Raw genomic sequence first — 20,692 nt, 5'->3', positions numbered from 1 at the left:
ATTTTCCAGCGTCACAGCCGTATTTCCTCTCGCTAGGCTGGTCGTCATTGGGAGGATAGAGTTGCCATGAATGCACCGGCCGCCGAAGTCACCGAACACGCCGGCCGCCGAGGTGGCGGCCGCCTGGGCCGCAAGGCGCTGCGGGGAACTCCGATGGCGTCGTTTCCGACGCTGGTTCGCAACATACCCACATACCAAATGGTCCCAGACGAGGCTGTCGAGCTGATCCACCAGGAGTCGCTGTCGATCCTCGAAGAGGTTGGTTGCGAGTTCCGCGACGACGAGGCCATAGCACTGTGGCAGGCCGCCGGAGCCGATGTCTCTGAGACGCGCGTCCGCATTGACCGCGCGCTCTTGATGGAGCTGGTCTCGAAAGTCCCGCCGGAGTTCACGCTCAATGCGCGCAACCCTGAGCGCTCGGTCCGCGTCGGCGGCAAGAATTCCATCTTCGTGCCGATGTACGGCGCGCCTTACGTGCGCGACCTCGACAATGTCAGGCGCTATGGCACACTCGCCGACCTCAACAATTTCCACAAGCTCGCCTATATGGCGCCAGCGCTGCATTCGTCGAGCTCGATCATCTGCGAGCCGATGGAAATTGCGGTGCCGAAGCGTCACCTCCACATCATCCATTCGGCGCTGAAGCATTCCGACAAGCCGTTCATGGGCATCGTGACATCAAAGGATCGCGCCGAAGACACGATGGCGATGGCGGGCATCGTGTTCGGCGAGGATTTTGTTCGCGACAACCCTGTGTTGGTCGCGATCACCAATTGCAACTCGCCACTGGTATGGGACGCCACCATGCTGGACGCGATGAAGGTCTATGCGCGTCACAACCAGCCGTTGATCCTGGCGCCGTTCGCGCTGTGCGGCGCCTCGACTTCGGCCTCGGCGGTGGGAGCGGTGGCGCAGGTCAATGCCGAAGCGCTGGCGGGCGTCGCCTTCACGCAGCTGCTGCGTCCGGGCTCGCCGCAGATCTACGGGCAGTTCATGGTCACGGTCGACATGAAGACCGGCGCGCCCATGGGTGGCACGCCCGAGGCCGCCCAGATGATGTATCTGATGGGAGCACTGGCGCGAAAATACCGGCTGCCATGGCGCACGTCGGGCTTCCATGTCGGGTCGAAACTGAATGACGCCCAGGCGGGCTACGAGGCGAACATGCTGATGCATGCCGCCATCCTTGCCGGCGCCAACTACATCTGGCACTCCGCCGGATGGCTCGAGGCGGGCCTGACCTGCGGCTATTCAAAATTCGCGACGGACTGCGAACAGCTTGTCGGCTGGTACAAATATGCCGGCGGCCTGCCGTTCGACGATTTCAAGGAAGCGATGGCGGCGATCCGCGAGGTCGGGCCGCAGGGCCATTTCCTCGGCACCCAGCACACGCTCGAGCATTTCCAGTCCGCCTTCTTCATGCCCAGCATCATGGACTTCAATTCCTACGAACAGTGGAAGGCTGAAGGGGCAAAGGACCACGACACGCGCGGCCGCGAGAAAGCGCGCAACATGCTCGCCGATTATGAGGAGCCGAAGCTCGATGAGGGCATCGCCGATGGTCTCAAAGATTTGATCGCGCTGCGCGAGGAGAAGCTGCCGGACAGCGTTAGTTAATCCAACGGGCGAAGACCCAAAGGCAACCATAAGGGAGGAAACAATGGCAATCTTCAGAAACAACGGTGATCGTGTCCCCAGCGTTATCGAAGCGATGGCTGAAGAAGCCCGCTCAGGCCGGATGGACCGGCGCGAGTTTCTGGCGCTGGCAAGCGCCTTCGGGGCATCGACTGCCCTTGCCTACGCTATGATCGGTCTTGCGGTGCCGGGACGGGCTTTGGCCGAAGAGCCCAAGAAAGGCGGAACGCTGCGCGTATCGATGTCGGTGAAGGCGCAGAAGGATCCGCGTACTTACGACTGGGTGGAACTTGCCAACATTTCGCGCTGCTGGCTCGAGCCGCTTGTCCGCTACACCCGCGAATTTACTTTCGAGCCGGTCCTGCTCGAGAGCTGGGACGTCAACGACGACGCCACCGAATACGTGCTGCATCTGCGCAAGGGCATCACCTGGAACAATGGCGACGCCTTCAACGCCGACGACGTGGTCTACAATCTGACGCGCTGGTGCGAGAAGGATGCCGCCGGCAATTCGATGGCCGCCCGCGTCGGTGCGCTGATCGACGTCAAAACCGGCAAGGCCAGGGACGGGGCGATCACCAAGGTCGACGACAACACGGTCAAGCTGATGCTGAACGAACCTGATATCTCGCTGATCCCGAACTTCACCGACTATCCAGCGCTCGTCGTCCACCGCAAATTCGATACCGATGGCGCCGATCCGCTCGCCAAGCCGATCGGCACCGGGCCTTTCGAGCTTGTGTCTTATTCGGTCGGCCAGAACGCGGTCGTCAAGCGTCGCGAGAATGGCAAATGGTGGGGCGGTGAAGCGCCGCTCGACAGCGTCGAATTCATCGACTACGGCACCGACTTCAACGCCTCGGTGAATGCATTCGAATCCGAGGAAATCGACGTCAATTTCGAGACGCCCGCCGACTTCATCGACATCCTCGACCAGATGGATCTGGTGAAATCGGAGGTCGCGACGGCGACGACGCTCGTTGCCCGCACCAACATCACGCACAAGCCTTATGATGACCAGCGGGTACGCAACGCCCTGCAGATGGCCGTCGACAACAATGCGGTGCTCGAACTTGGCTACGCCGGGCGCGGCACCCCAGGTGAAAACCACCATGTCAGCCCGATCCATCCGGAATATTTTCCGCTGCCCAAGAAGACACGCGATGCGGCCGGCGCCAAGAAGCTGATGGCCGAGGCCGGACAGGCCGATTTCGAGCATGAACTGATCACCGTCGAGGACGATTGGCAAAAGAACACCGGCGACGCGATTGCCGGCCAGCTGCGCGATGCCGGGATCAAGGTGAAGCGCACGGTGCTGCCGGGTTCGACCTTCTGGAACGACTGGACGAAATACCCCTATTCCATGACCATCTGGTATATGCGCCCACTCGGCGTTCAGGTGTTGGCGCTCGGCTATCGCACCGGCGAGGCCTGGAATGAAACGGCGTATTCGAATCCTGATTTCGACGCCAAGCTCAAGCAGGCCCTCTCACTCATCGACGTGGAGAAGCGCCGCGAGGTCATGAAGGACGTCGAGCAGATCCTGCAGGATTCGGGCGTCATCATTCAGCCGTTCTGGCAGAAGCTGTACAGCCACATGAACAAGAAGGTGAAGAACTACGCGGTCCACCAGACTTTCGAGATGGATCTTCAGAACGTCTGGCTGGACGCCTGAGTTAGCTCCCAAGGCTGGCAATGACCCGCCGGCACCCGTTGCAGAAACAGGTGCCGGCGGACCGCAAACCATTGAAATCAGTGAGTGCGTCAAACATGTCCGACGACGAGATCGTCCTTTCCGAGCTTTCCGACGACGAACTCGTGCAGCAGATGCACGACGACCTTTATGACGGGCTGAAGGAAGAGATCGAGGAAGGGACCAACATCCTTCTCGAGCGCGGCTGGGCGCCTTACAAGGTGCTGACCGAGGCACTGGTCGAAGGCATGCGCATCGTCGGCGAGGATTTTCGCGACGGCATCCTGTTCGTGCCGGAAGTGCTGTTGTCGGCCAACGCGATGAAGGCGGGCATGTTCATCCTGCGTCCGCTGCTTGTCGCCACCGGCGCGCCGAAGCAGGGCAAGATGGTGATCGGCACCGTCAAGGGCGACATCCACGACATCGGCAAGAACCTTGTCGGCATGATGATGGAGGGCGCCGGCTTCGACGTCATCGACCTCGGCATCAACAATGCGGTGGAAAAATATCTCGACGCCATCGAACAGCACCAGCCCGACATCATCGGCATGTCGGCGCTTTTGACCACGACCATGCCCTACATGAAGGTCGTCATCGACACGATGAAGGAAAAGGGCATCCGCGACGACTACGTCGTGCTGGTCGGCGGTGCCCCGCTCAACGAGGAATTCGGCAAGGCCGTCGGCGCCGACGCCTATTGCCGCGACGCAGCCGTGGCAGTCGAGACCGCCAAGGATTTTATGAAGCGCAAGCACAACGTCCGCGTATCATAGCCCCAAGGCAAGTTTCCGTCCTTCGTGGAAGGCGTAGGGCGCCTGGCGCGGAGCGACGGCGTCGCCGACCTCCATGAAAGGCTGGGACGTGCTTTCCAACTCTTTCGCCAGCCAATTCGCTGCTACATTGGTGGTTGCGAGAACAAGGCAATCGCCCGGCACAAAGCTCTCTTCACGGGTGTTGTGGTCAACGATGGTCACGCCGTCCCCGTGCCATTCCAGCACGTTGACATTCAACACCCATGTGACGCCAAGCTGGCGCAATGTCCGTCGAAGCGGGAAATCGGCAGCTGTCCGCTGCAGCTCCTTGCCGACCAACGGATCGGGCGTGAGAATGGTCACTTGACGGCCATCCTCGGCAAGTTTCCAGGCCGTGCCACAACCGCGCCAGCCTCCGCCCTCGTCGAGCAAAAGCACGTGCTTACCCGGCCGCACAACGCGGGCCATGACGGATTCGATCGAGAAGACATTGCCCCTTTCGATGCCGGGCAGGCTCGGCACTGCCGGCAAACCCTTCTGAAAGCCGGTTTCGGGAGACACCGACCCCGTGGCCAGGATAACGGTGTCAGCTTGGAAAGAGGCGATTTCCGAGGCCTCGACGTAGGTGTTCAGTCGTACGTCGACATTCAGTTTGCTGAGCTGGCGTTCATACCACCCGAGAAGGTCGAGGATTTGCCCGCGGCGCGGCTGCAGTCCTGCGAGCAGAAAGTTCCCGCCCAGCCTACTGGAGGCTTCGGCCAGCACCACGTCGTGCCCTCGCTCGGCGGCAACCCGAGCCGTCTCGAGCCCGGCGGGACCGCCGCCGACGACAAGCACCCGTTTCTTGATGACAGCGGACGTGAACCGGTCACCACCCCATTCAAACTCGCGCCCTGCAGAGGGATTGATAAGGCAGCTGATCCAGTAGTCGCGCGAACGACGGCCCCAGCACATCTGGTTGCAGGATATGCATCCGCGCACATCCTCGGGCCGGTCTGCCGCGGCTTTGCGTGCCAGATGCGGATCGGCGATCTGGCCCCGGACGATCGAGACCAGATCTGCAGCTTTCTCGCCGAGCACGGTTTCGGCGTTTTCAGGCGTCCTGATGTGGCTTTCGGCGACCACGAGGGCCTTCTTGACCGCGGCCTTGAGGGTCGTCGCGAGATCGGTGCCAAGCTTCTCCGGATAGAGAAACGTCGGCATTATCTTGTAGAAATCGAGGTAGCTGCCAGTGCCGCAGGTCACGTAATCGATCAGCCCCTGCTCATCGTGCAGCCGAATGATCTCCGCCAGTTCCTGGCGACTGAGCGCTACTGTGTAGTCGGGTTCGTCGCTGACCGAGAGTCCAATGATGAAATCGAGGCCGCATGTTTCGCGGATGCGGGTTAGGATTTCGCGCGAGATCCGCGTGCGGTTGTCGAGCGACCCTCCCCATTGGTCCTCGCGTCGGTTTGTCCAGGGCGTCCAGAACTGATCGACCAGTCCGAGATAGGCAGCCCAGACTTCGACGCCGTCGAAACCGGCTTCTTGGCAGCGGCGCGCCGCCTGAACGAAGCTGTCGATGGTTTCCCAAATCTCACCCTCGGACATGGCGTGGGAACCGTCGCTGTCATGATAGCTCGGCAGGCCAGAGGGCGACCAATGCGCGTGAAATGAGTTGTCCGAATCCCCGTGCGCTCCGACGTGATAGAGCTGCTGGATGGCGATCGCCCCGTGGTCCTTGATCGCGCGCGTGACCTGCTGGAAATGAGGAATGACGCTGTCGTCGTCAGGTCGAAAATTGCCGCGTGTCAGGACGGCGGCCTGATGGACGGGCATGGGTTCGACAACAATCATGCCGGCCCCACCGAGCGCTCGCTCGGCATAGTAGGCAACGTGTCGTTCGGTCGGCACGCCATTTTCGGCCATGTTGGCGGTATGAGCCCCGAACACGATCCGGTTTCGCAGCGTGCGACTGCCTAGCTTTGCAGGTGAAAACAGATGCGGAAAGAGTTTTGACATAATATCACACCAGCGGTCGGAGGAAGGCCTCGGGCGGCAGTCAGGTGGCTTGTCCCATAGTCACGGATTTCTGGAGCGCCGCGGCAAGGCCGTCTGCCACGGCAGATTCAAACCCGGCTGCGCGCATGGCCTCGATCGCTGCCGCGGTGGTGCCGCGGTAGTCGAGGAAGGTCTGGACGATATCTTGGGGATTGTCTGGACGAGCCTCGAGGAGTTTTCCGGTTCCAACAAGCACCGCGCTGACGCTCCGCCGGGCAATATCTGGATCCATTCCTCGGCTGACGGCATCGTCCATCATCGCTGCCGCCAAGAGCGCCGGAAAGGCTGGACCGGATCCGGTGAGGCCCGTCAAATAGTCGATATCTGCTTCTGTTTTGACTTCATCGGCAGCGCCACAGGCCTCCAGAATCCGGCGAACGACATTGCGGTCATCGGCGGTGACGCCCTGAGAGCTTATCCAGGGAGTATAGGAATTCCGCACCTCTGCCGCTGCATTCGGAAGCGTGCGGACGACGCGGTCGGTTTTAAGACGTCCCGCCAGTTGGTCGAGAGTGATCCCGGCCATAACCGACATGGCGAGCTTGCCGGACGCAGTAATGTCGATGGCAGGCCAATCCTGGGGCCGGACCGAGACGATGATGACATCAGATCGATCCACCAGTTCCTGGTTGTCCCTGGTCCATGTAGCGTTTGGCAGAAAGTCGGGTTGCCCACTTCGATGAGAGAGCGTGAGGTGCTCTGCGGCGACTGTTTGCGCATCAATGATGGCCTCGGCGATAGCGCGTCCAAGCCAGCCACCTCCGCCGATTATTCCGATGCTCAGGGGTTCACCCATTGTCGAAACGCTTCCTCAGCCCGCCGAATGGCCGTGTCTGGCGAAGAACCGGTCGAGTTCGCGCTTCCGCGGGGCCTTACCTGTAAAAATCTCCACGTACCCGGGAATGCGCTTCATGCGGTCCGCGAGATCTTCGCTGGTCTGCATTGAGATGTAGCCGATCTGCACGAGGTAGATGGTGCGCGCTCGAACATCGGCTGAGCCTTCGCCGTAACCAAAGCGGACAAACATCTGGCTCAATGCATCGAGACGCGTCTGGTCGGCTTTCTGCACCTCCGCCAGAATGTCAGGGGATTGAAGCGCCCAGCTTCTGACTGCGAACTCGAACTGGGAATCGAACAAGGATTTGTCGAGCCAGCAGTCGAAAACGTTCAGCATCGCTTCGGCGACCGTCTCGGCGTATGCCTCAGCCTGCTTGACGAGGTTGCCGGTGTTCTTGTCCCGCCAACGGGTCACGAGGGCAGCCAACAGTTCTTCTCTATCCTTGAAGAACCAATAGAAGCTGGTGCGCGACAGGCCCAATTTCTTGGCCAGTGGCGATATTCTGACCGTGTCGACGCCGGATTCAAGAAGCAGGTCGTAGGCGGCTTCAAGCCACCCCTCCGGCGATCCGCGCCATCCGCTATCGTTCGAAATTTGCTCCATGAGCGATCAGCCTAACAAAATATCAAAGTGAAAACCAGCATAATGTACACTTATGTCGACTATATCGACTTATGAGAAGTGAAACTTGACATGCATGTACATTTTCGGATAGCGTTCGCACTTGCCATCCCAGCCCGGAGTCCGTCAGATGTCGACCGATCCCCTTCTGCAGCCGTACAAACTCAAGCATTTGACTCTGCGCAATCGCATCATCGTGACGTCCCACGAGCCGGCTTATCCGGAGGACGGGATGCCGAAGCAACGCTATCTTGCCTATACGGTGGAACGGGCGAAGGGCGGTGTGGCGATGACGATGACAGCCGGGTCCGCGGCGGTCTCGAAGGACAGCCCCCCGGTTTTCAATAACCTGCTCGCCTACAAGGACGAGATCGTGCCGTGGATCAGGCAAATGACCGATGCGGTGCACGAAGAGGGCGCCGCCATCATGATCCAGCTGACCCATCTTGGACGGCGTACACGCTGGGACAAAGGCGATTGGCTTCCCGTTGTGGCTCCGTCCCATCATCGTGAAGCCTCACACCGTGCATTTCCCAAGAAAATTGAAGACTGGGATATCGAGCGCATCATCAAGGACTTTGCGGACGCCGCGGAGCGGATGAAGGCAGGCGGGATGGATGGCGTCGAACTTGAGGCCTATGGCCACTTGATCGACCAGTTCGTGTCTCCTCTCACGAACGAACTTGACGGTCCGTATGGTGGTTCGCTCGATAATCGCATGCGCTTTTGCATGGACGTCTTCAAGGCGATCCGGTCACGGGTGGGCGACGACTTTATCCTGGGCGTACGATATACCGCTGATGAGCGTCTCCCCGGTGGCACTGGCATGTCGGAGGGCATTGAGATCTCCAAACGCCTCAAGCAAAGCGGACTCGTCGACTACCTCAACGTGATCCGCGGCCACATCGACACCGATGCGGGCCTGACGGACGTCATTCCGATTCAGGGTATGGCGAATGCGCCGCATCTTGATTTTGCCGGCGAGATTCGTGCGGCAACCAACTTCCCAACCTTCCATGCAGCGAAAATACCGGACGTGGCGACAGCGCGCCACGCGATTGAATCGGGTAAGGTGGATATGATCGGCATGACGCGCGCGCACATGACCGACCCTCACATCGTGCGCAAGATCATCGAAAAGCGCGAAGACGAAATCAGGCCATGCGTGGGCGCAAACTATTGCCTTGACCGTATCTATCAGGGCGGGGCGGCATACTGCATTCACAACGCCGCGACCGGCCGCGAATTGACCATGCCGCACATTGTCGCCAAGGCCGACAGCCGCAAGAAAGTTGTTATCGTCGGTGCAGGTCCGGCTGGCCTCGAGGCCGCCCGTGTCGCGGGTGAGCGGGGACACGAGGTCGTGGTCTTCGAGGCCGCCAGCGACCCTGGCGGGCAGATCCGGCTGACAGCGCTGAGCCCGCGCCGCAAGGAGATGATGAGCATCATCGATTGGCGCATGGCCCAGTGCGAAAAACATGGAGTGACCATCAGGTTCAATGCCTGGGCGGAAGCCGAAACCATCGAGGCGGAAAATCCGGACGTTGTCATCGTCGCAACGGGCGGGGTGGCGCACACCGACGTCCTTTCCAAGGGCAACGAGTTCGTGGTGTCGTCTTGGGACATCATCTCCGGAGACGCAAAGCCGGGAACCAATGTCCTCATCTTCGACGACGCGGGTGACCACGCGGCACTCCAGGCCGCGGAATTCCTCGCCGGCGCCGGAGCGAAGGTTGAAATCATGACACCGGACCGGTCATTCTCACCCGAGGTCATGGCTATGAACCTCGTGCCCTACATGAGGTCTCTTCAAAAACTCGATGTGACCTTCACCGTTACCTATCGGCTCGAGTCAGTTGAAAAGAATGGCAATCAGCTCATTGCAAATGTCGGCAGTGACTACGGCGGCATATCCAAACAGCGGGTCGTGGATCAGGTTGTCATTAACCACGGCACCATTCCGCTGGACGACATCTATTTCGAACTGAAACCGAAATCGACCAATCACGGAGAGATTTCGCAAGATGAGCTCATCGCCGGGCAGCCGCAGTCGGTGGTGCGGAATGCGCAGGGCCAATTCCAACTCTTTCGTATCGGCGACGCCGTTTCAGCTCGCAACACCCACGCCGCGATCTACGATGCACTGCGACTGGCGAAAGATATCTAACATCCGGCAACGGACCATAGCGTCCGCTCACAACAAGGGCTGAAAGATGAACAGAAGTGAGGCCCTGCAATATTTCGTAGACACAGCGTTCGTGGCCTTTGACCAGTTCTCACACGACCTGCGATCGCGCAGATCGATCATCCAGCTCTTCGCCCAATCGGAGGTTCCCGGGCCTGAAAAGACCAGGGCCGGGAGCCGTTTGCCGGTCTGTTCCTATCTCGGCCCGGCGTTGGCGGAAGAGGCGATCCCGTCTACGCTCCGCAACTTGATTGGGCGCTTCAAGGCGATCGAGCCGCTGCTCGAATGGCGGCTGAAATCAAATCCCGCCCCGTCTGCCAGCAGCAATTTCCGCGACGGTCACGCCAACGCGATGATCCTTGGCCCGGGCGGCCTCGAGGACAGAAACGACCTGTGGCTCGGCGTCACTTTGATGGCTCCTCACGTCCGGTATCCCGACCACGATCATCCGCCGGAAGAAACCTACCTCGTGCTTTCGCATGGCGAGTTCAAGCAGGCTGACATGGATTGGTTTTCGCCCGGCATCGGTGGATCACTCTACAATCCGCCAGGCATCAAACACGCAATGAGATCGCTGGATCGGCCGCTGTTCGCATTCTGGGCGCTGTTGGTGGACCAGACGCATCACTGAGCTTGCCCGAAACCCGGCTACCGGCCGAGGAAGAGCCAAGACCGCCTTGCGGGTGAAGCGCGTGACTCATCAATAGCTTCATCATCGACTTCGGTTGACCGCGGACCGTCAAGGCGCTGCCGATTTCGAAGAAGCGCCTTGATCAAAGATCGCGAAATGGTTGCTATATCTCGACTTTCACACGGCCAACCGGATTAGAGCAGCAAGCAAGGATGTAGCCGTCGGCAATCTCATCGTCGGTGATGCCGCCATTGTGGACCATATGCACATCGCCATCGATTTTGCGAACCTTGCATGTCCCGCATATCCCCATCTGCAACCCGATCGGATCACCAGACCGGCAGCCCGTGCCGCAGCCAGGATCGTATCCGTCTCGACGCATTTCGCCGAGACGCCGGATAGGACAAATTCGATCTCGGCCTCGTTGTTCTCGGCGGGAACGAAGTCATCCGGGACCTTCTCGGCCTCAGGAAGCGGCGCGCGGAAGCTTTCCTGATGGTAATTTGCCATGTCGAAACCGAGACCGGCCAGCGCCTCGCGCACGGCTTGCATGAAGGGCTCGGGCCCGCAGCAGAACACCTCGCGATCAAGATAATCCTGCGCCATCAGTCCGAGCATCAACTGGTTGAGCATGCCTCTGTAGCCGGTCCATGGCCTGTATGGATCGGTCTGTTCAACCACCCATTTCAGGTCGATGCCAGTTACGCGCGACGCCATATGCTCCAGCCGTTCGCGGAAGATGATCTCAGAAGGGCGGCGCGCGCAGTGGACAAAGACGATGTCCGGATCAACTCCGGAATCATACAGATGTGTAGTCATGGACATCATCGGTGTGATGCCCGAGCCGGCTGATATGAAAAGAAACTTTTCGGCTGGCTGATGTGCCATCGAGAAGGTGCCCCCCGGACCAATTGCCCGCAGGCGCATGCCCGGACGGAGGCTGTCAAACATCCACTGCGTTCCGACAGAGTCGGCCTGCGCCTTTACGGTAATGGTCAGCGAGGTCGGCCGCGACGGAGATGAGGATATCGTGTAGGTCCGGTAGACCGGACCGCCGGGGGTGGGCAGTTCCAAAGTGAGGAACTGTCCCGGATCAAAATTGAACAGCGCTCCGGACGGCGACCGGAAACAAAAGGTCAGGACGTTCGGCGCCTCCGGAAGAAAGGAGGCACATTCGAGTTCTTCCGCGTCGGTCCAGAAAACCAGCCTGAGTTTTGCCACCACGTTCATTGCTTCACTCCGCGGCCAATCGCATCGAGGCCTGAGAGCGCCCAAGCCAGTTCGCATACCAATCGACGAATTGGGTCACACCGCTTTCCTGAACCGGCGAATATGGTCCGGGAACATAGGCAGGAGAGAAGATCCCTTGCTGGTTGGTCTCGACGATATCACGGTCTTCATCATTGGTAGAAATCCAGACCTCGGTCAGGCGCTTGAGGTCGTAGTCAAGCCCTTCGACGGCATCTTTGTTCACCAGCCAGGTGGTGGTGACCTCGGTTTCCGTGGCGCTGATTGGCGTGACCCGGAAGGTCAAGGAGTGATCCGGCAGGAAGTGGCTCCAGGTCGTTGGATAATGGAACATCAACAGCGAGCCTGCTTCGGGCAGCGCCACCCGGCCAAGATTCTTGCGAACGGCAGTCTTGCCGTCGAGGGTGTAGCTCACCGCCTTTTGCTGCAGCGGCATCCGCGCCAGGCGAAATTGGCCGCTGCCGTCAAGGCGGAACTGCGCCGGCGCGCCTGAGGCTTCGCAACGGTCAAAATGCGCCTGGAGGGTCGCCGAGACCGACCCGTCGGTAGACACCCCGGCCACTTCCGGGTCGAGCGAGAAGGAGCGGCAGAGCGACGGGTGGTTGCTGCTGCAGTGGTAGCATTCGCGGTTGTTTTCCCACACAAGCTTCCAGTTGGCCTTCTCGATGATAGTCGACGTATGCGCAACCTTTGCATTGTTGAGGTCATGGACCTCTAGGTAGGGAAGGGCCAGGTCGGCAAACGGTTCGAAGTCTGGGGGCGTAGCGGACAGACAGACGTAGATCAGGCCGGCAAGATTGCGCAGATGGACCGGCTTCAGCCCGTGTTTGGACATGTCGAAGTCGGGCCCCATGTCATTTGCCCAGATGAGCTTGCCGTCAAGCTCATAGGTCCACTGGTGATAGGGGCAGACGAGTTTGGCCACTTGGCCTTCGCGCGCCTTGCAAATCATCGAGCCGCGATGGCGGCAGGAATTGTGGAAGGCGCGGATTTCACCATCGCGGGCGCGCACGATGACCACCTCATAGGCACCCACGCGTATCGTCACGTAGCTACCAGCTTTCGCAAGCTGGCACGCCGGAGCCGCGTAGAGCCATTCCTGGTAGAAGATGTGCTCGAGATCGAGCTGGTAAATCGTCGGCGACGTGTAAAAGGGCGCGCTAGCAACGCTTGGATCGAGGGCGAGGGGGCGTTCATGCGGAATTCCATAGATGGCGTGCACATTTGAGATGAAATTTTCTTGCCTGAACGCCTTTTGCGCAATAGCACTAATTTTCAGAACGATTTAGTTCAGCTAATCTGTTGCACTCAGCGAACCATCCTAAAAGCGGGTCCGAAGAAGCGTTGATGCCAAGACCGTACGATCTCTCTTCGGTGACGGCTCTCATCTGCTTCGAGGCAGCCGCCCGAAATGCGAGTTTCAAGAACGCCGCCCAGGAATTGAATGTGACGCCCGCGGCGATCAGCCACCAGATCAAGGCGCTTGAGGGTGACTTGGGATGCAACCTGTTCCTGCGCTTGAGCCGCGGCGTCGAATTGACTGAGAAAGGGGCGTTCCTGTTCGTTGCCGTGCAGCGCGGGCTTGAGAGGATTTCCGACGCGGTTACTCACATGCGCGATCGCCCGGAAACCGCCGACGTGACCATCCGGACAACGACGGCCGTCAGTTCGCTATGGCTCACGCCGAAGATCTCAGCCTTCTGGAAGAGCCATCCCACCATCACTGTCTCGCAGATCGTCAGCGACGTTCCCGCAATAGCCGCCCGCTGCGATCTAAGTATTCAATACGGGGATGCGCAGGAGAATCTTGAAGAATGTCACAAACTTTTTCAAGATCGCATTGTCGCGCTCGGAACTCCAAAATTCGCCGCCGAGCACGGCATTGACCGAGTTGAGGACCTGCTCAAGGCGCCTTTGATTCATATGAACAACGAGGAAACCGACTGGACGAACTGGCCGGAGTGGTTTCAAGCGCTTGGACACACCATCCCAAAAGGCCGCAGGTTTAGCGTGAACAACTACATGATTGCCCTCCAGGCCGCCCAGGATGATATCGGGGCGGTCTTGGGGTGGGATGGATTGGTCAAAAGCCTGATGGAACAGGGCCGGCTGGTCACACTTGTACCCGACAACATTCCCTCACCCAGGGCATTTTATCTGAAAATCCATCTCAGGGCAGGTTCGAAAGCGCGGCTTTTTGCGAGCTGGCTCGCCAAAAGCTCTTGAGCAGCTGCTCTCTTGCTCGCTGACTTCTTCGGGCGGCTTCACGTCACCGCGCTCGCTATGGATTCGTGGTATTGAACGGGTTCAAACCACGAAAGCCTGGAGATTATCGGATGAGACTGATTGTGCTTGCCGCCGCTCTCTCGATCGCAGCGCCTGCGGCCGCCCTGGCCGGGCCGGCCTCCAATGCGGTGAAGTTCTTCTACATGCCCGAGGTCAAGTTCGAGGCCGACGCGAAATACCGCGACCGTTTCACCGAGCCGGTGACAAGGCTGTTCGACCTCAACGACCAGGCGCAGAAGAACAAGCCGGACGAGGTGCCTTGCATCGACTTCGCCCCCGGTCTCGACGCGCAGGATTTTGACGAGAAGACAGTCGCCAAGACGTTGAAGCTGTCCGAAGCAGTGGATGGCGACAGCGCCAACGTGACAGTGACCTTCAACCTTTTCCCGGAAGACGATGAATCCAAACGCGAAATGGTCTGGTCGCTGAAGAAGGTCGACGGCCAATGGAAGGTTGCCGACATCACCTCGAAGACCAGCGGCTGGACGCTGAGTGCGCTCGAATGCCTGGCTGGCCAGACTCCGGAGTAATGCCATGGCCCGCATCCTGGCCCTGCGGACTGTGTGCCTGCTGGCCGCGGGTTTGAGCAGCACCGCTGGCCAGGGTCTATTCGGCGCGCTGCCCGCAAATGCGCCGGCCGCGTCCCAGCCGACTGATGGGGCACCGGCCGCCCCGTTGCAGCCGGGCTCTCCAACAGCTGTGGTGAAACCGTTTTACGAGCATGTCGGGCTCGAGCTCGATCCGGCTCAGCGCAGCCATTTCGTCGATCCCGCGAAGTCGGTGCTCGACAAAAGCGATGCGCTGCGGAAATCGGGGCAGGGCGAATGCCTCGATCCCAACATTGCACTCGACAATGCGACGTACGACAGGGCCGAGATCGACAACAGCCTGAAGACCGTTGAAACGGTCAAAGGCGATGAGGCCAAGGTCATCGTCGCCTTTGTCGTTGCCGGCACTCCGCACCGGCTGGAATGGAAGTTCAAAAAGGTCGACGGCGACTGGAAGATATCGGACCTTCTGTCGGTGACCGGCGAATGGGCGCTCAGCCAATATCAGTGTGAGTGAGAACGGACCGATGAAGGATGGGACATACAGCGTCGATCGCCTGATGGCGATCGAAAACCAGAGTTGGCGATCCTACTGTCCCGCCGGACATCTCGCAGCAGAATTCAGCCGCGTCCGCGATAGGGCGCAACACCGGTGTCGGGCAGCCATGCGCCTTCCGGCGGCGCGCCGGTCTGCCAGAACACGTCGATCGGAATGCCGCCGCGCGGATACCAATAGCCGCCGATGCGTAACCACAGTGGTTTGGTCGCGGCGATGATGCGGCGGCCGATCATGACGGTGCACTCTTCATGGAAGGCGCCATGGTTGCGAAACGAGGTCATGAACAGCTTCAGCGACTTCGATTCCACCAGCAGCGTGTCGGGTGCATAGTCGATGACGATGTGGGCGAAGTCCGGCTGGCCGGTGACCGGACAGAGCGAGGTGAATTCCGGGCAGGTGAAGCGAACGATGGCCGGCGGCCCGTCGCCGCGCGAAAACAGCACGGTCTCCAGGACTGCTGCTTCAGGGTTCTGTGGCGCCTCGACGTTGGAGCCGAGCTGGGTAAGGTTTTTCGTATCGGTCATCGGCGGGTTCCTTACTGCATGTCGCCCAAAAGCCTGCCCACGGGCCCGACCCGAGGGTGCGCGGATTTGGATACGACATGCGCAAAAACAAAAATTTGCCGCTCATTAGCACAATTTGAAACAGGAAGACGATGACCACCAGCGATCCGCTTCTCCAACCCTATCAGCTCAAACATTTGACGCTGAAGAACCGGGTCATGTCGACCAGCCACGAGCCGGCCTATTTCCGAGGACGGTATGGATCTGAAGATCACTTCGGATTTGATTTGGTGGCGCGCAGCCGAACCTCCGCACGGAGAGCCACCAGGCACGTCGGTCCGATCTGCGCGCTGCGCACGCCGCCGGCTTGCAGCCAGACACCGTACGATCTCTTAAACCGCGATAGCGGCTGGCCGCTCAAAACATTCTGGCGGTGGCCATGCAGAGCACGGTGATGACCAGCAGGCCGCCGGCGATGCGTTCGCCCCTTGTCATTTTCGCGCGCAACTGCGTTTCCGTCGCCGTGTCAGTGCCGGCAAGCCGCGTCCTGGCAGAGCCGACCAGAGCTCCCTGAACACCGGCGGCAATCAAGGCCGTCGCGATACCCAGGGCCAGAACCATTTCCATCGAACCGAAAGAGCCGCTGTGGAAGAAATACCAGAGCAGGGCGCCGGTCAGGAAAACCATGCCAGCCGCGTTCATTTGCGGCCGGAAAAACCGTTCGATCCGAATCTCCGGATCGCGGGCGACAGCGATGGTCGTTCCAGCCCAGAACACACCGGCCAATACGTGAAGGCCGAGGACGATGATGTAGACATACTGCATGACCGCGTTCCTCCTTTCCTACCGCCAACCATAAAGTTAGATATCAAATGATTAGGTGTCAATGTAAAGTCAAAGGGCCAGTTCCATCGGCCTTTCCCTTACTCTAGTGTCGGATCATGACGCTTTTTGACCGCCCGCCAGTCGGGATGAATCTCGCCCGCACCGCAAAGCTTGTCGCTCAGGCCTTTGACGCCACGTTGGTCGAGGCGGGCGGCACGCTGCCGGTCTGGGTCACGCTGTTGTCGATCAAGTCGCGCGAACTGGCCAACCAGCGTGAGCTCGCCGGCATGATCGGAATCCAAGGCGCGACGCTGACCCACCATCTGAACGCGATGGAGACGCAAGGTTTGCTGACCCGGCGCCGCGATCCGGAAAACCGCCGCGTCCATCAGGTCGAACTGACCGAAGCGGGAGAGGCGCTGTTCCTGAAATTGCGCACGGCAGCCATTGCCTTCGACAAGCGGCTGCGGACCGGGTTGTCGGACGACAGGCTGGCGGAGTTCGCAGAAGTTTTGGCGACGCTACGGGCGAATGTCGATTGATCCCAACTGCCGAACGCATTGTTCAGCGAGCCCAAGATGTAGCGGCAGCCGGCTACGGACCGGCCGTAACCCCATCAGGCCGCCATTTCCGAAGCGGCGTGTCAAGGTTGGCGCCTTACGCCAGCCTTCCCTGCAGCACCGTCAGCCTGGCTCTCTTCGGCGCCCGCGCGACCAGCCATTCGCGTACCTGGTCCTGCGGCATCGGGAAGGCGATCGAGTAGCCCTGCACCTGGTCGCAGCCGATCGCCATCAGCGAATCGAGCTCAGCCTCGGTTTCGGCGCCCTCGGCGACGATCGAGATGCCAAGGCCGCGGGCGAGTTCGGTGATGGCACGCACGATCTTGGTGTTGTCGCCGTTCTCATTGATGTTCTGGACGAAGCGGCGATCGATCTTCAGCCTGTCGATCTCGTTCGGGTTGACGTGGCTGAGCGACGCGTAGCCGGTGCCGAAATCATCGAGTTCAAGATGGACGCCGGTGGCGCGGATGTGCCGCAGCTTTGCCGCGATGCCGGTCTTCTCGTCGTCGAGAATGACGGATTCGACGATCTCGAGCGACAGTTTTTGTGGCGGCAGCCCAGCCTTTTCCAGCGCACCGAAGAGGAAGGTGTCGAAATCGGCCTCACGCAATTCGGAGCCGGAGACGTTGACGGCGAGCCGTCCGAAGGCAATGCCGGCACGGTTCCACTCCGCCGCCTCGCCGATTGCCTTGGCGATGACGATGCGGCCGATCGCAGGCATGAGTCCGCATTTCTCGGCGATGGGAATGAACTCGCCCGGTGCGATCATGCCGCGCTCGGCATGTCTCCAGCGAACCAGCGCCTCGATGCCGCCGATTGTGCCGTTCGACAACGAAACCTGTGGCTGGAAATAGACCTGGAACGTCTTCTCCGCGATAGCGATCCTGATGTCATGCTCGAGCCGCTTGCGGTAGTCGAGTTCATGCCGCAACTCCTCGGAGAAGAATGAGAGACTGCCGCCACCCTGCTTCTTGGCGGCGTGGAGCGCGAGGTCGGCATGGACGAGCAGGTCTTGCGCATTGTCGGCGTCGACCGGATAGACGGCGACGCCGGCGCTGGCGCCCGGGAGGATGGTCGCGCCCCGATAGACGATCGGTTCGTTGATCTGCGACAGGACGCGCCCGGCGACCGTGTTGATGTCCTCGGTGCCGCCGGCACCGTTGAGGATCATCACGAACTCGTCGCTGCCGAGACGCACGCAGAGATCCGACGCCCGGCAGGAATCACGCATGCGCTGCGCCATCACCACCAGCACATAGTCGCCGGCGGCGTGGCCAAGCGTGTCGTTGATCTGCTTGAACCGGTCGAGGTCGAGGTGGACCGCCGCAAGCCGCTCCCGCCGGCGCTGCGCGCCCTTGATCAGCGTATCGAAATGGTCGGTCAGGAAGGTGCGGTTGTGCAGGCCGGTAAGGCCGTCATGCACGGCGATGAAGGCCATGGAATTGCGGGTATCGATCAGTTCACGCGTCTTGCGCAGGATGGCGTTCGACATCGGCCTGAAGATGAAAAGTGCCACCAGCACGATGACCCCGAGGGTGGAGTAGAACAGCGTTCGATGGAGATCGAGAAGGCTCTCCGATCGCGCGTCGGCTTGGGCGCTGATGCGCTGACCGAGTGCCGCATAGCCCGACAGGGCCGCATTGGCTACGGAAGCGTCGAGGTTGACGCGTTCGCCGCCACCCTTGTAGCCGCCATTGTCGGCCATGCCGAGTTGCGATTCAAACGCCGAAACCAGGCGTTCGCCGTTGGCGATAAGCCCGACCGAGAAGTAATCGAGATGAAACGGCTTGGCAAAAAGGACGTTCTCGACTGATTTTGGATCGAGCCTTGCCGGTGACGCCGGGTCGGCGACCACACGCTCGAGCAGAAGGTCGTAGTTCCTCTCGAAGTCGGCCGTGGCCTGTTTGAATGCGGTGACCAGAGCCGGTTGTTGGTTGGGCGTAGCTGCTCCTGCCGCGTTGGCAAGGAAGACAATGCGTTGCGACAGCACCTTTTGCATGCCGACAATATCGAGCAGCGTGTCGTCGTGCCGATGGCCAGCCATCATCTGCTGGAGAAGGATGAAGGAGGCCATCACCATGGCTGCAATGATCAGCAGCGCCAGCCAATAGCCTGCCTTGATCAGCAATATGAGCTTGCCCGAAATGGTTTGCATCGGTTGCTGCGACATTTTCTGGGGCGGTCCCTCTCGCCGACAGATTGTTGGGTATGAGAACCATTGGCTTGAAAGGTTAACAGCTCCGGAAGCCGACACAGCAGCAGCGGTGAAAAGCTCGCAAAATGGTTATCGCCTTCTTTCGCGCCGCAGCTGCATTTGAACATCTGCCATTTGGCGGCATTCTGGGGCGGCATTCTGGCCACTGACCGTCGGGTCACCGAAGCCGTCGCTTTTGCGGTGGATTTTTCGCCCGCGCGGGGCGACAGTCCATTCAATCTCAACAGGGCCAAATCATGAGCGCGGCATTCCTCTCCCATATCGACAGCGAGCTTCAAGGGCTGAAATCGGCCGGCCTCTACAAATCCGAGCGGGTGATCACCTCGACGCAATCGGCTAAGATCGAGGTGGGCGGCGAGAGGGTGCTGAATTTCTGCGCCAACAATTATCTTGGCCTCGCCGATAGCGCCGACTTGCGCGATGCGGCCAAGCAGGCACTCGACCGCTATGGCTACGGCATGGCGTCGGTGCGTTTCATCTGCGGCACGCAGGAAGAGCACAAGCTGCTCGAGGCGACGATTTCTGGCTTTCTCGGCATGGAGGACACGATCCTCTACGGCTCCTGCTTCGACGCTAATGGCGGGCTGTTCGAGACGCTGCTTTCCGAGGAGGATGCGGTCATTTCCGACGCGCTGAACCATGCCTCGATCATCGACGGCGTGCGGCTGTCGAAGGCGAAGCGTTTCCGTTACGCCAACAACGACATGGCCGATCTGGAAGCGCGGCTGAAGGAGGCGATGGATTGCCGTTTTCGGCTGATCGCTACCGATGGTGTATTTTCCATGGACGGCATCATCGCCAATCTGAAGGGCGTCTGCGATCTCGCCGACAAGTACGATGCAATGGTGATGGTCGACGACAGCCATGCAGTCGGCTTCGTCGGCAAGAACGGGCGCGGCTCGTCCGAGCATTGCGGCGTCGAGGGCAGGGTGGACATCATCACCGGCACGCTCGGCAAGGCATTGGGCGGCGCGTCGGGCGGCTACACATCGGGCAAGAGCCAGGTGGTCGACTGGCTGCGCCAGCGCTCGCGTCCCTATCTGTTTTCCAACACGCTGATGCCGGCGATCGCCGGCGCCTCGATCCGGGTTTTCGAACTGATCCAAAATGGCGATGCGCTGCGCCAGCGCCTCTATGCCAATGCGGCACGGTTCCGGTCTGAAATGGGTAAGCTCGGCTTTACGCTGGCCGGCGCCGAACATCCGATCGTTCCGGTCATGCTCGGCGATGCGACGCTGGCGCAGGAGATGGCGGCGCGCATGCTGCAGCGCGGCATCTATGTCATCGGCTTCTCGTTTCCGGTGGTGCCGAAGGGCCAGGCCCGCATCAGGACGCAGATGTCGGCCGCCCATTCCAGCGCCGACATCGACCGTGCGGTCGAGGCGTTCGGCGCGGTCGGGCGCGAACTTGGTGTGATTTCCTGAACGACCGGAACCGAAAAGCGATTCCGGATCAAGAGTTTCAAGGGACAAAAGAATGTCGAACATGATGAAGGCGCTGGTCAAGGCCAAGGCCGAGCCGGGCATCTGGATGGAAGAAGTGCCGGTGCCGGA

General features: G+C 60.1%; 17 protein-coding genes and 1 pseudogene. 10 read left to right on the top strand and 8 right to left on the bottom strand.

The genetic code is table 11. The features are described from left to right. Positions 1 to 66: 66 nt before the first annotated feature. The 3 genes from AC0L3O_RS26975 to AC0L3O_RS26965 all read left to right on the top strand — a co-directional run bounded on the left by AC0L3O_RS26975 (position 67) and on the right by AC0L3O_RS26965 (position 4,101). On the top strand, positions 67 to 1,617 hold the full coding sequence (locus AC0L3O_RS26975; RefSeq protein ID WP_473525213.1) for a trimethylamine methyltransferase family protein: 1,551 nt from the start codon (positions 67 to 69) through the stop codon (positions 1,615 to 1,617). Between the two features lie 43 nt (positions 1,618 to 1,660). Then, positions 1,661 to 3,310, top strand: a complete 1,650-nt coding sequence (locus AC0L3O_RS26970) for an ABC transporter substrate-binding protein (protein WP_473617113.1) — start codon at positions 1,661 to 1,663, stop codon at positions 3,308 to 3,310. Positions 3,311 to 3,405: 95 nt separating this feature from the next. After that, positions 3,406 to 4,101 carry a corrinoid protein gene (locus AC0L3O_RS26965; protein ID WP_128170762.1) on the top strand — a complete coding sequence of 232 codons (696 nt, stop codon included), beginning with the start codon at positions 3,406 to 3,408 and terminating at the stop codon, positions 4,099 to 4,101. Here the strand turns inward: AC0L3O_RS26965 and AC0L3O_RS26960 are convergent. From AC0L3O_RS26960 to AC0L3O_RS26950, 3 genes are read right to left on the bottom strand one after another with little or no spacing between them, the layout of a single operon-like run. Then, the gene (locus tag AC0L3O_RS26960) at positions 4,096 to 6,081 is read right to left on the bottom strand and encodes an oxidoreductase (RefSeq protein WP_473617112.1); all 1,986 of its coding nucleotides are present in this window, start codon (positions 6,079 to 6,081) and stop codon (positions 4,096 to 4,098) included. The two genes, AC0L3O_RS26965 and AC0L3O_RS26960, sit on opposite strands and share 6 nt — an antisense overlap. Before the next feature lie 40 nt (positions 6,082 to 6,121). Next, positions 6,122 to 6,916, bottom strand: a complete 795-nt coding sequence (locus AC0L3O_RS26955) for a pyrroline-5-carboxylate reductase family protein (protein WP_473617110.1) — start codon at positions 6,914 to 6,916, stop codon at positions 6,122 to 6,124. 15 nt (positions 6,917 to 6,931) lie between these two features. Continuing rightward, positions 6,932 to 7,561, bottom strand: coding sequence for a TetR/AcrR family transcriptional regulator (locus AC0L3O_RS26950; protein WP_287347635.1), 630 nt, complete (start codon positions 7,559 to 7,561; stop codon positions 6,932 to 6,934). Positions 7,562 to 7,709: 148 nt separating this feature from the next. Between AC0L3O_RS26950 and AC0L3O_RS26945 the strand changes: the two genes are divergently transcribed. Both AC0L3O_RS26945 and AC0L3O_RS26940 read left to right on the top strand, forming a co-directional pair. Then, complete coding sequence (locus AC0L3O_RS26945; RefSeq protein WP_473617108.1) at positions 7,710 to 9,746, top strand: oxidoreductase; 2,037 nt, start codon at positions 7,710 to 7,712, stop codon at positions 9,744 to 9,746. A 46-nt stretch (positions 9,747 to 9,792) separates the two neighbouring features. After that, on the top strand, positions 9,793 to 10,395 hold the full coding sequence (locus AC0L3O_RS26940; RefSeq protein WP_473617107.1) for a dimethylsulfoniopropionate lyase: 603 nt from the start codon (positions 9,793 to 9,795) through the stop codon (positions 10,393 to 10,395). Positions 10,396 to 10,558: 163 nt separating this feature from the next. Here AC0L3O_RS26940 and AC0L3O_RS26935 read toward each other — a convergent pair. Continuing rightward, positions 10,559 to 11,625: pseudogene (locus tag AC0L3O_RS26935) on the bottom strand (FAD-binding oxidoreductase). Between the two features lie 4 nt (positions 11,626 to 11,629). Beyond that, on the bottom strand, positions 11,630 to 12,856 hold the full coding sequence (locus AC0L3O_RS26930) for an aromatic ring-hydroxylating oxygenase subunit alpha (protein WP_473617140.1): 1,227 nt from the start codon (positions 12,854 to 12,856) through the stop codon (positions 11,630 to 11,632). A gap of 134 nt (positions 12,857 to 12,990) precedes the next feature. On the opposite strand from AC0L3O_RS26930, the gene AC0L3O_RS26925 reads away from it, so the two are divergent. The 3 genes from AC0L3O_RS26925 to AC0L3O_RS26915 all read left to right on the top strand — a co-directional run bounded on the left by AC0L3O_RS26925 (position 12,991) and on the right by AC0L3O_RS26915 (position 14,994). Beyond that, the gene (locus tag AC0L3O_RS26925) at positions 12,991 to 13,869 is read left to right on the top strand and encodes a LysR substrate-binding domain-containing protein (RefSeq protein WP_473617106.1); all 879 of its coding nucleotides are present in this window, start codon (positions 12,991 to 12,993) and stop codon (positions 13,867 to 13,869) included. A gap of 110 nt (positions 13,870 to 13,979) precedes the next feature. Further along, positions 13,980 to 14,459: a DUF3828 domain-containing protein gene (locus AC0L3O_RS26920; RefSeq protein ID WP_027153882.1), complete on the top strand. Its 480-nt coding sequence runs from the start codon at positions 13,980 to 13,982 to the stop codon at positions 14,457 to 14,459. A 4-nt stretch (positions 14,460 to 14,463) separates the two neighbouring features. Continuing rightward, positions 14,464 to 14,994 (top strand): hypothetical protein, encoded by a 531-nt coding sequence (locus AC0L3O_RS26915; RefSeq protein WP_473617104.1) that lies wholly within the window; start codon positions 14,464 to 14,466, stop codon positions 14,992 to 14,994. Between the two features lie 104 nt (positions 14,995 to 15,098). Here the strand turns inward: AC0L3O_RS26915 and queF are convergent, their stop codons facing one another. After that, positions 15,099 to 15,560 carry a preQ(1) synthase gene (queF, locus tag AC0L3O_RS26910; RefSeq protein WP_287176286.1) on the bottom strand — a complete coding sequence of 154 codons (462 nt, stop codon included), beginning with the start codon at positions 15,558 to 15,560 and terminating at the stop codon, positions 15,099 to 15,101. 396 nt (positions 15,561 to 15,956) lie between these two features. Beyond that, entirely contained in the window at positions 15,957 to 16,364 is a 408-nt protein-coding gene (locus tag AC0L3O_RS26905) for a hypothetical protein (RefSeq protein ID WP_473617103.1), read from the bottom strand. A gap of 116 nt (positions 16,365 to 16,480) precedes the next feature. Between AC0L3O_RS26905 and AC0L3O_RS26900 the strand changes: the two genes are divergently transcribed. Beyond that, positions 16,481 to 16,906: a MarR family winged helix-turn-helix transcriptional regulator gene (locus AC0L3O_RS26900; protein WP_027153887.1), complete on the top strand. Its 426-nt coding sequence runs from the start codon at positions 16,481 to 16,483 to the stop codon at positions 16,904 to 16,906. A gap of 115 nt (positions 16,907 to 17,021) precedes the next feature. Here AC0L3O_RS26900 and AC0L3O_RS26895 read toward each other — a convergent pair whose 3' ends face one another. Beyond that, on the bottom strand, positions 17,022 to 19,094 hold the full coding sequence (locus AC0L3O_RS26895) for a putative bifunctional diguanylate cyclase/phosphodiesterase (RefSeq protein ID WP_473617101.1): 2,073 nt from the start codon (positions 19,092 to 19,094) through the stop codon (positions 17,022 to 17,024). A 281-nt stretch (positions 19,095 to 19,375) separates the two neighbouring features. Here AC0L3O_RS26895 and AC0L3O_RS26890 point away from each other — a divergent pair, with 281 nt between their 5' ends. Continuing rightward, the gene (locus AC0L3O_RS26890) at positions 19,376 to 20,563 is read left to right on the top strand and encodes a glycine C-acetyltransferase (protein WP_473535477.1); all 1,188 of its coding nucleotides are present in this window, start codon (positions 19,376 to 19,378) and stop codon (positions 20,561 to 20,563) included. Positions 20,564 to 20,692: the final 129 nt, after the last annotated feature.

It is taken from the genome of Mesorhizobium sp. WSM4810 (assembly GCF_055811235.1).
The sequence above is the reverse complement of the archived record's forward strand: the minus strand, read 5'-3'. Positions and strand labels throughout refer to the sequence as shown.

What these genes read in the sequence shown, in the direction of transcription:
- AC0L3O_RS26945 (WP_473617108.1), top strand. Translation starts at nt 7,710, where the DNA reads ATGTCGACCGATCCCCTTCTGCAGCCGTACAAACTCAAGCATTTGACT.
- AC0L3O_RS26955 (WP_473617110.1), bottom strand. Translation starts at nt 6,916, where the DNA reads ATGGGTGAACCCCTGAGCATCGGAATAATCGGCGGAGGTGGCTGGCTT.
- queF (WP_287176286.1), bottom strand. Translation starts at nt 15,560, where the DNA reads ATGACCGATACGAAAAACCTTACCCAGCTCGGCTCCAACGTCGAGGCG.
- AC0L3O_RS26900 (WP_027153887.1), top strand. Translation starts at nt 16,481, where the DNA reads ATGACGCTTTTTGACCGCCCGCCAGTCGGGATGAATCTCGCCCGCACC.
- AC0L3O_RS26915 (WP_473617104.1), top strand. Translation starts at nt 14,464, where the DNA reads ATGGCCCGCATCCTGGCCCTGCGGACTGTGTGCCTGCTGGCCGCGGGT.
- AC0L3O_RS26905 (WP_473617103.1), bottom strand. Translation starts at nt 16,364, where the DNA reads ATGCAGTATGTCTACATCATCGTCCTCGGCCTTCACGTATTGGCCGGT.
- AC0L3O_RS26920 (WP_027153882.1), top strand. Translation starts at nt 13,980, where the DNA reads ATGAGACTGATTGTGCTTGCCGCCGCTCTCTCGATCGCAGCGCCTGCG.
- AC0L3O_RS26925 (WP_473617106.1), top strand. Translation starts at nt 12,991, where the DNA reads ATGCCAAGACCGTACGATCTCTCTTCGGTGACGGCTCTCATCTGCTTC.
- AC0L3O_RS26940 (WP_473617107.1), top strand. Translation starts at nt 9,793, where the DNA reads ATGAACAGAAGTGAGGCCCTGCAATATTTCGTAGACACAGCGTTCGTG.
- AC0L3O_RS26890 (WP_473535477.1), top strand. Translation starts at nt 19,376, where the DNA reads ATGAGCGCGGCATTCCTCTCCCATATCGACAGCGAGCTTCAAGGGCTG.
- AC0L3O_RS26950 (WP_287347635.1), bottom strand. Translation starts at nt 7,561, where the DNA reads ATGGAGCAAATTTCGAACGATAGCGGATGGCGCGGATCGCCGGAGGGG.
- AC0L3O_RS26895 (WP_473617101.1), bottom strand. Translation starts at nt 19,094, where the DNA reads ATGTCGCAGCAACCGATGCAAACCATTTCGGGCAAGCTCATATTGCTG.
- AC0L3O_RS26965 (WP_128170762.1), top strand. Translation starts at nt 3,406, where the DNA reads ATGTCCGACGACGAGATCGTCCTTTCCGAGCTTTCCGACGACGAACTC.
- AC0L3O_RS26975 (WP_473525213.1), top strand. Translation starts at nt 67, where the DNA reads ATGAATGCACCGGCCGCCGAAGTCACCGAACACGCCGGCCGCCGAGGT.
- AC0L3O_RS26970 (WP_473617113.1), top strand. Translation starts at nt 1,661, where the DNA reads ATGGCAATCTTCAGAAACAACGGTGATCGTGTCCCCAGCGTTATCGAA.
- AC0L3O_RS26960 (WP_473617112.1), bottom strand. Translation starts at nt 6,081, where the DNA reads ATGTCAAAACTCTTTCCGCATCTGTTTTCACCTGCAAAGCTAGGCAGT.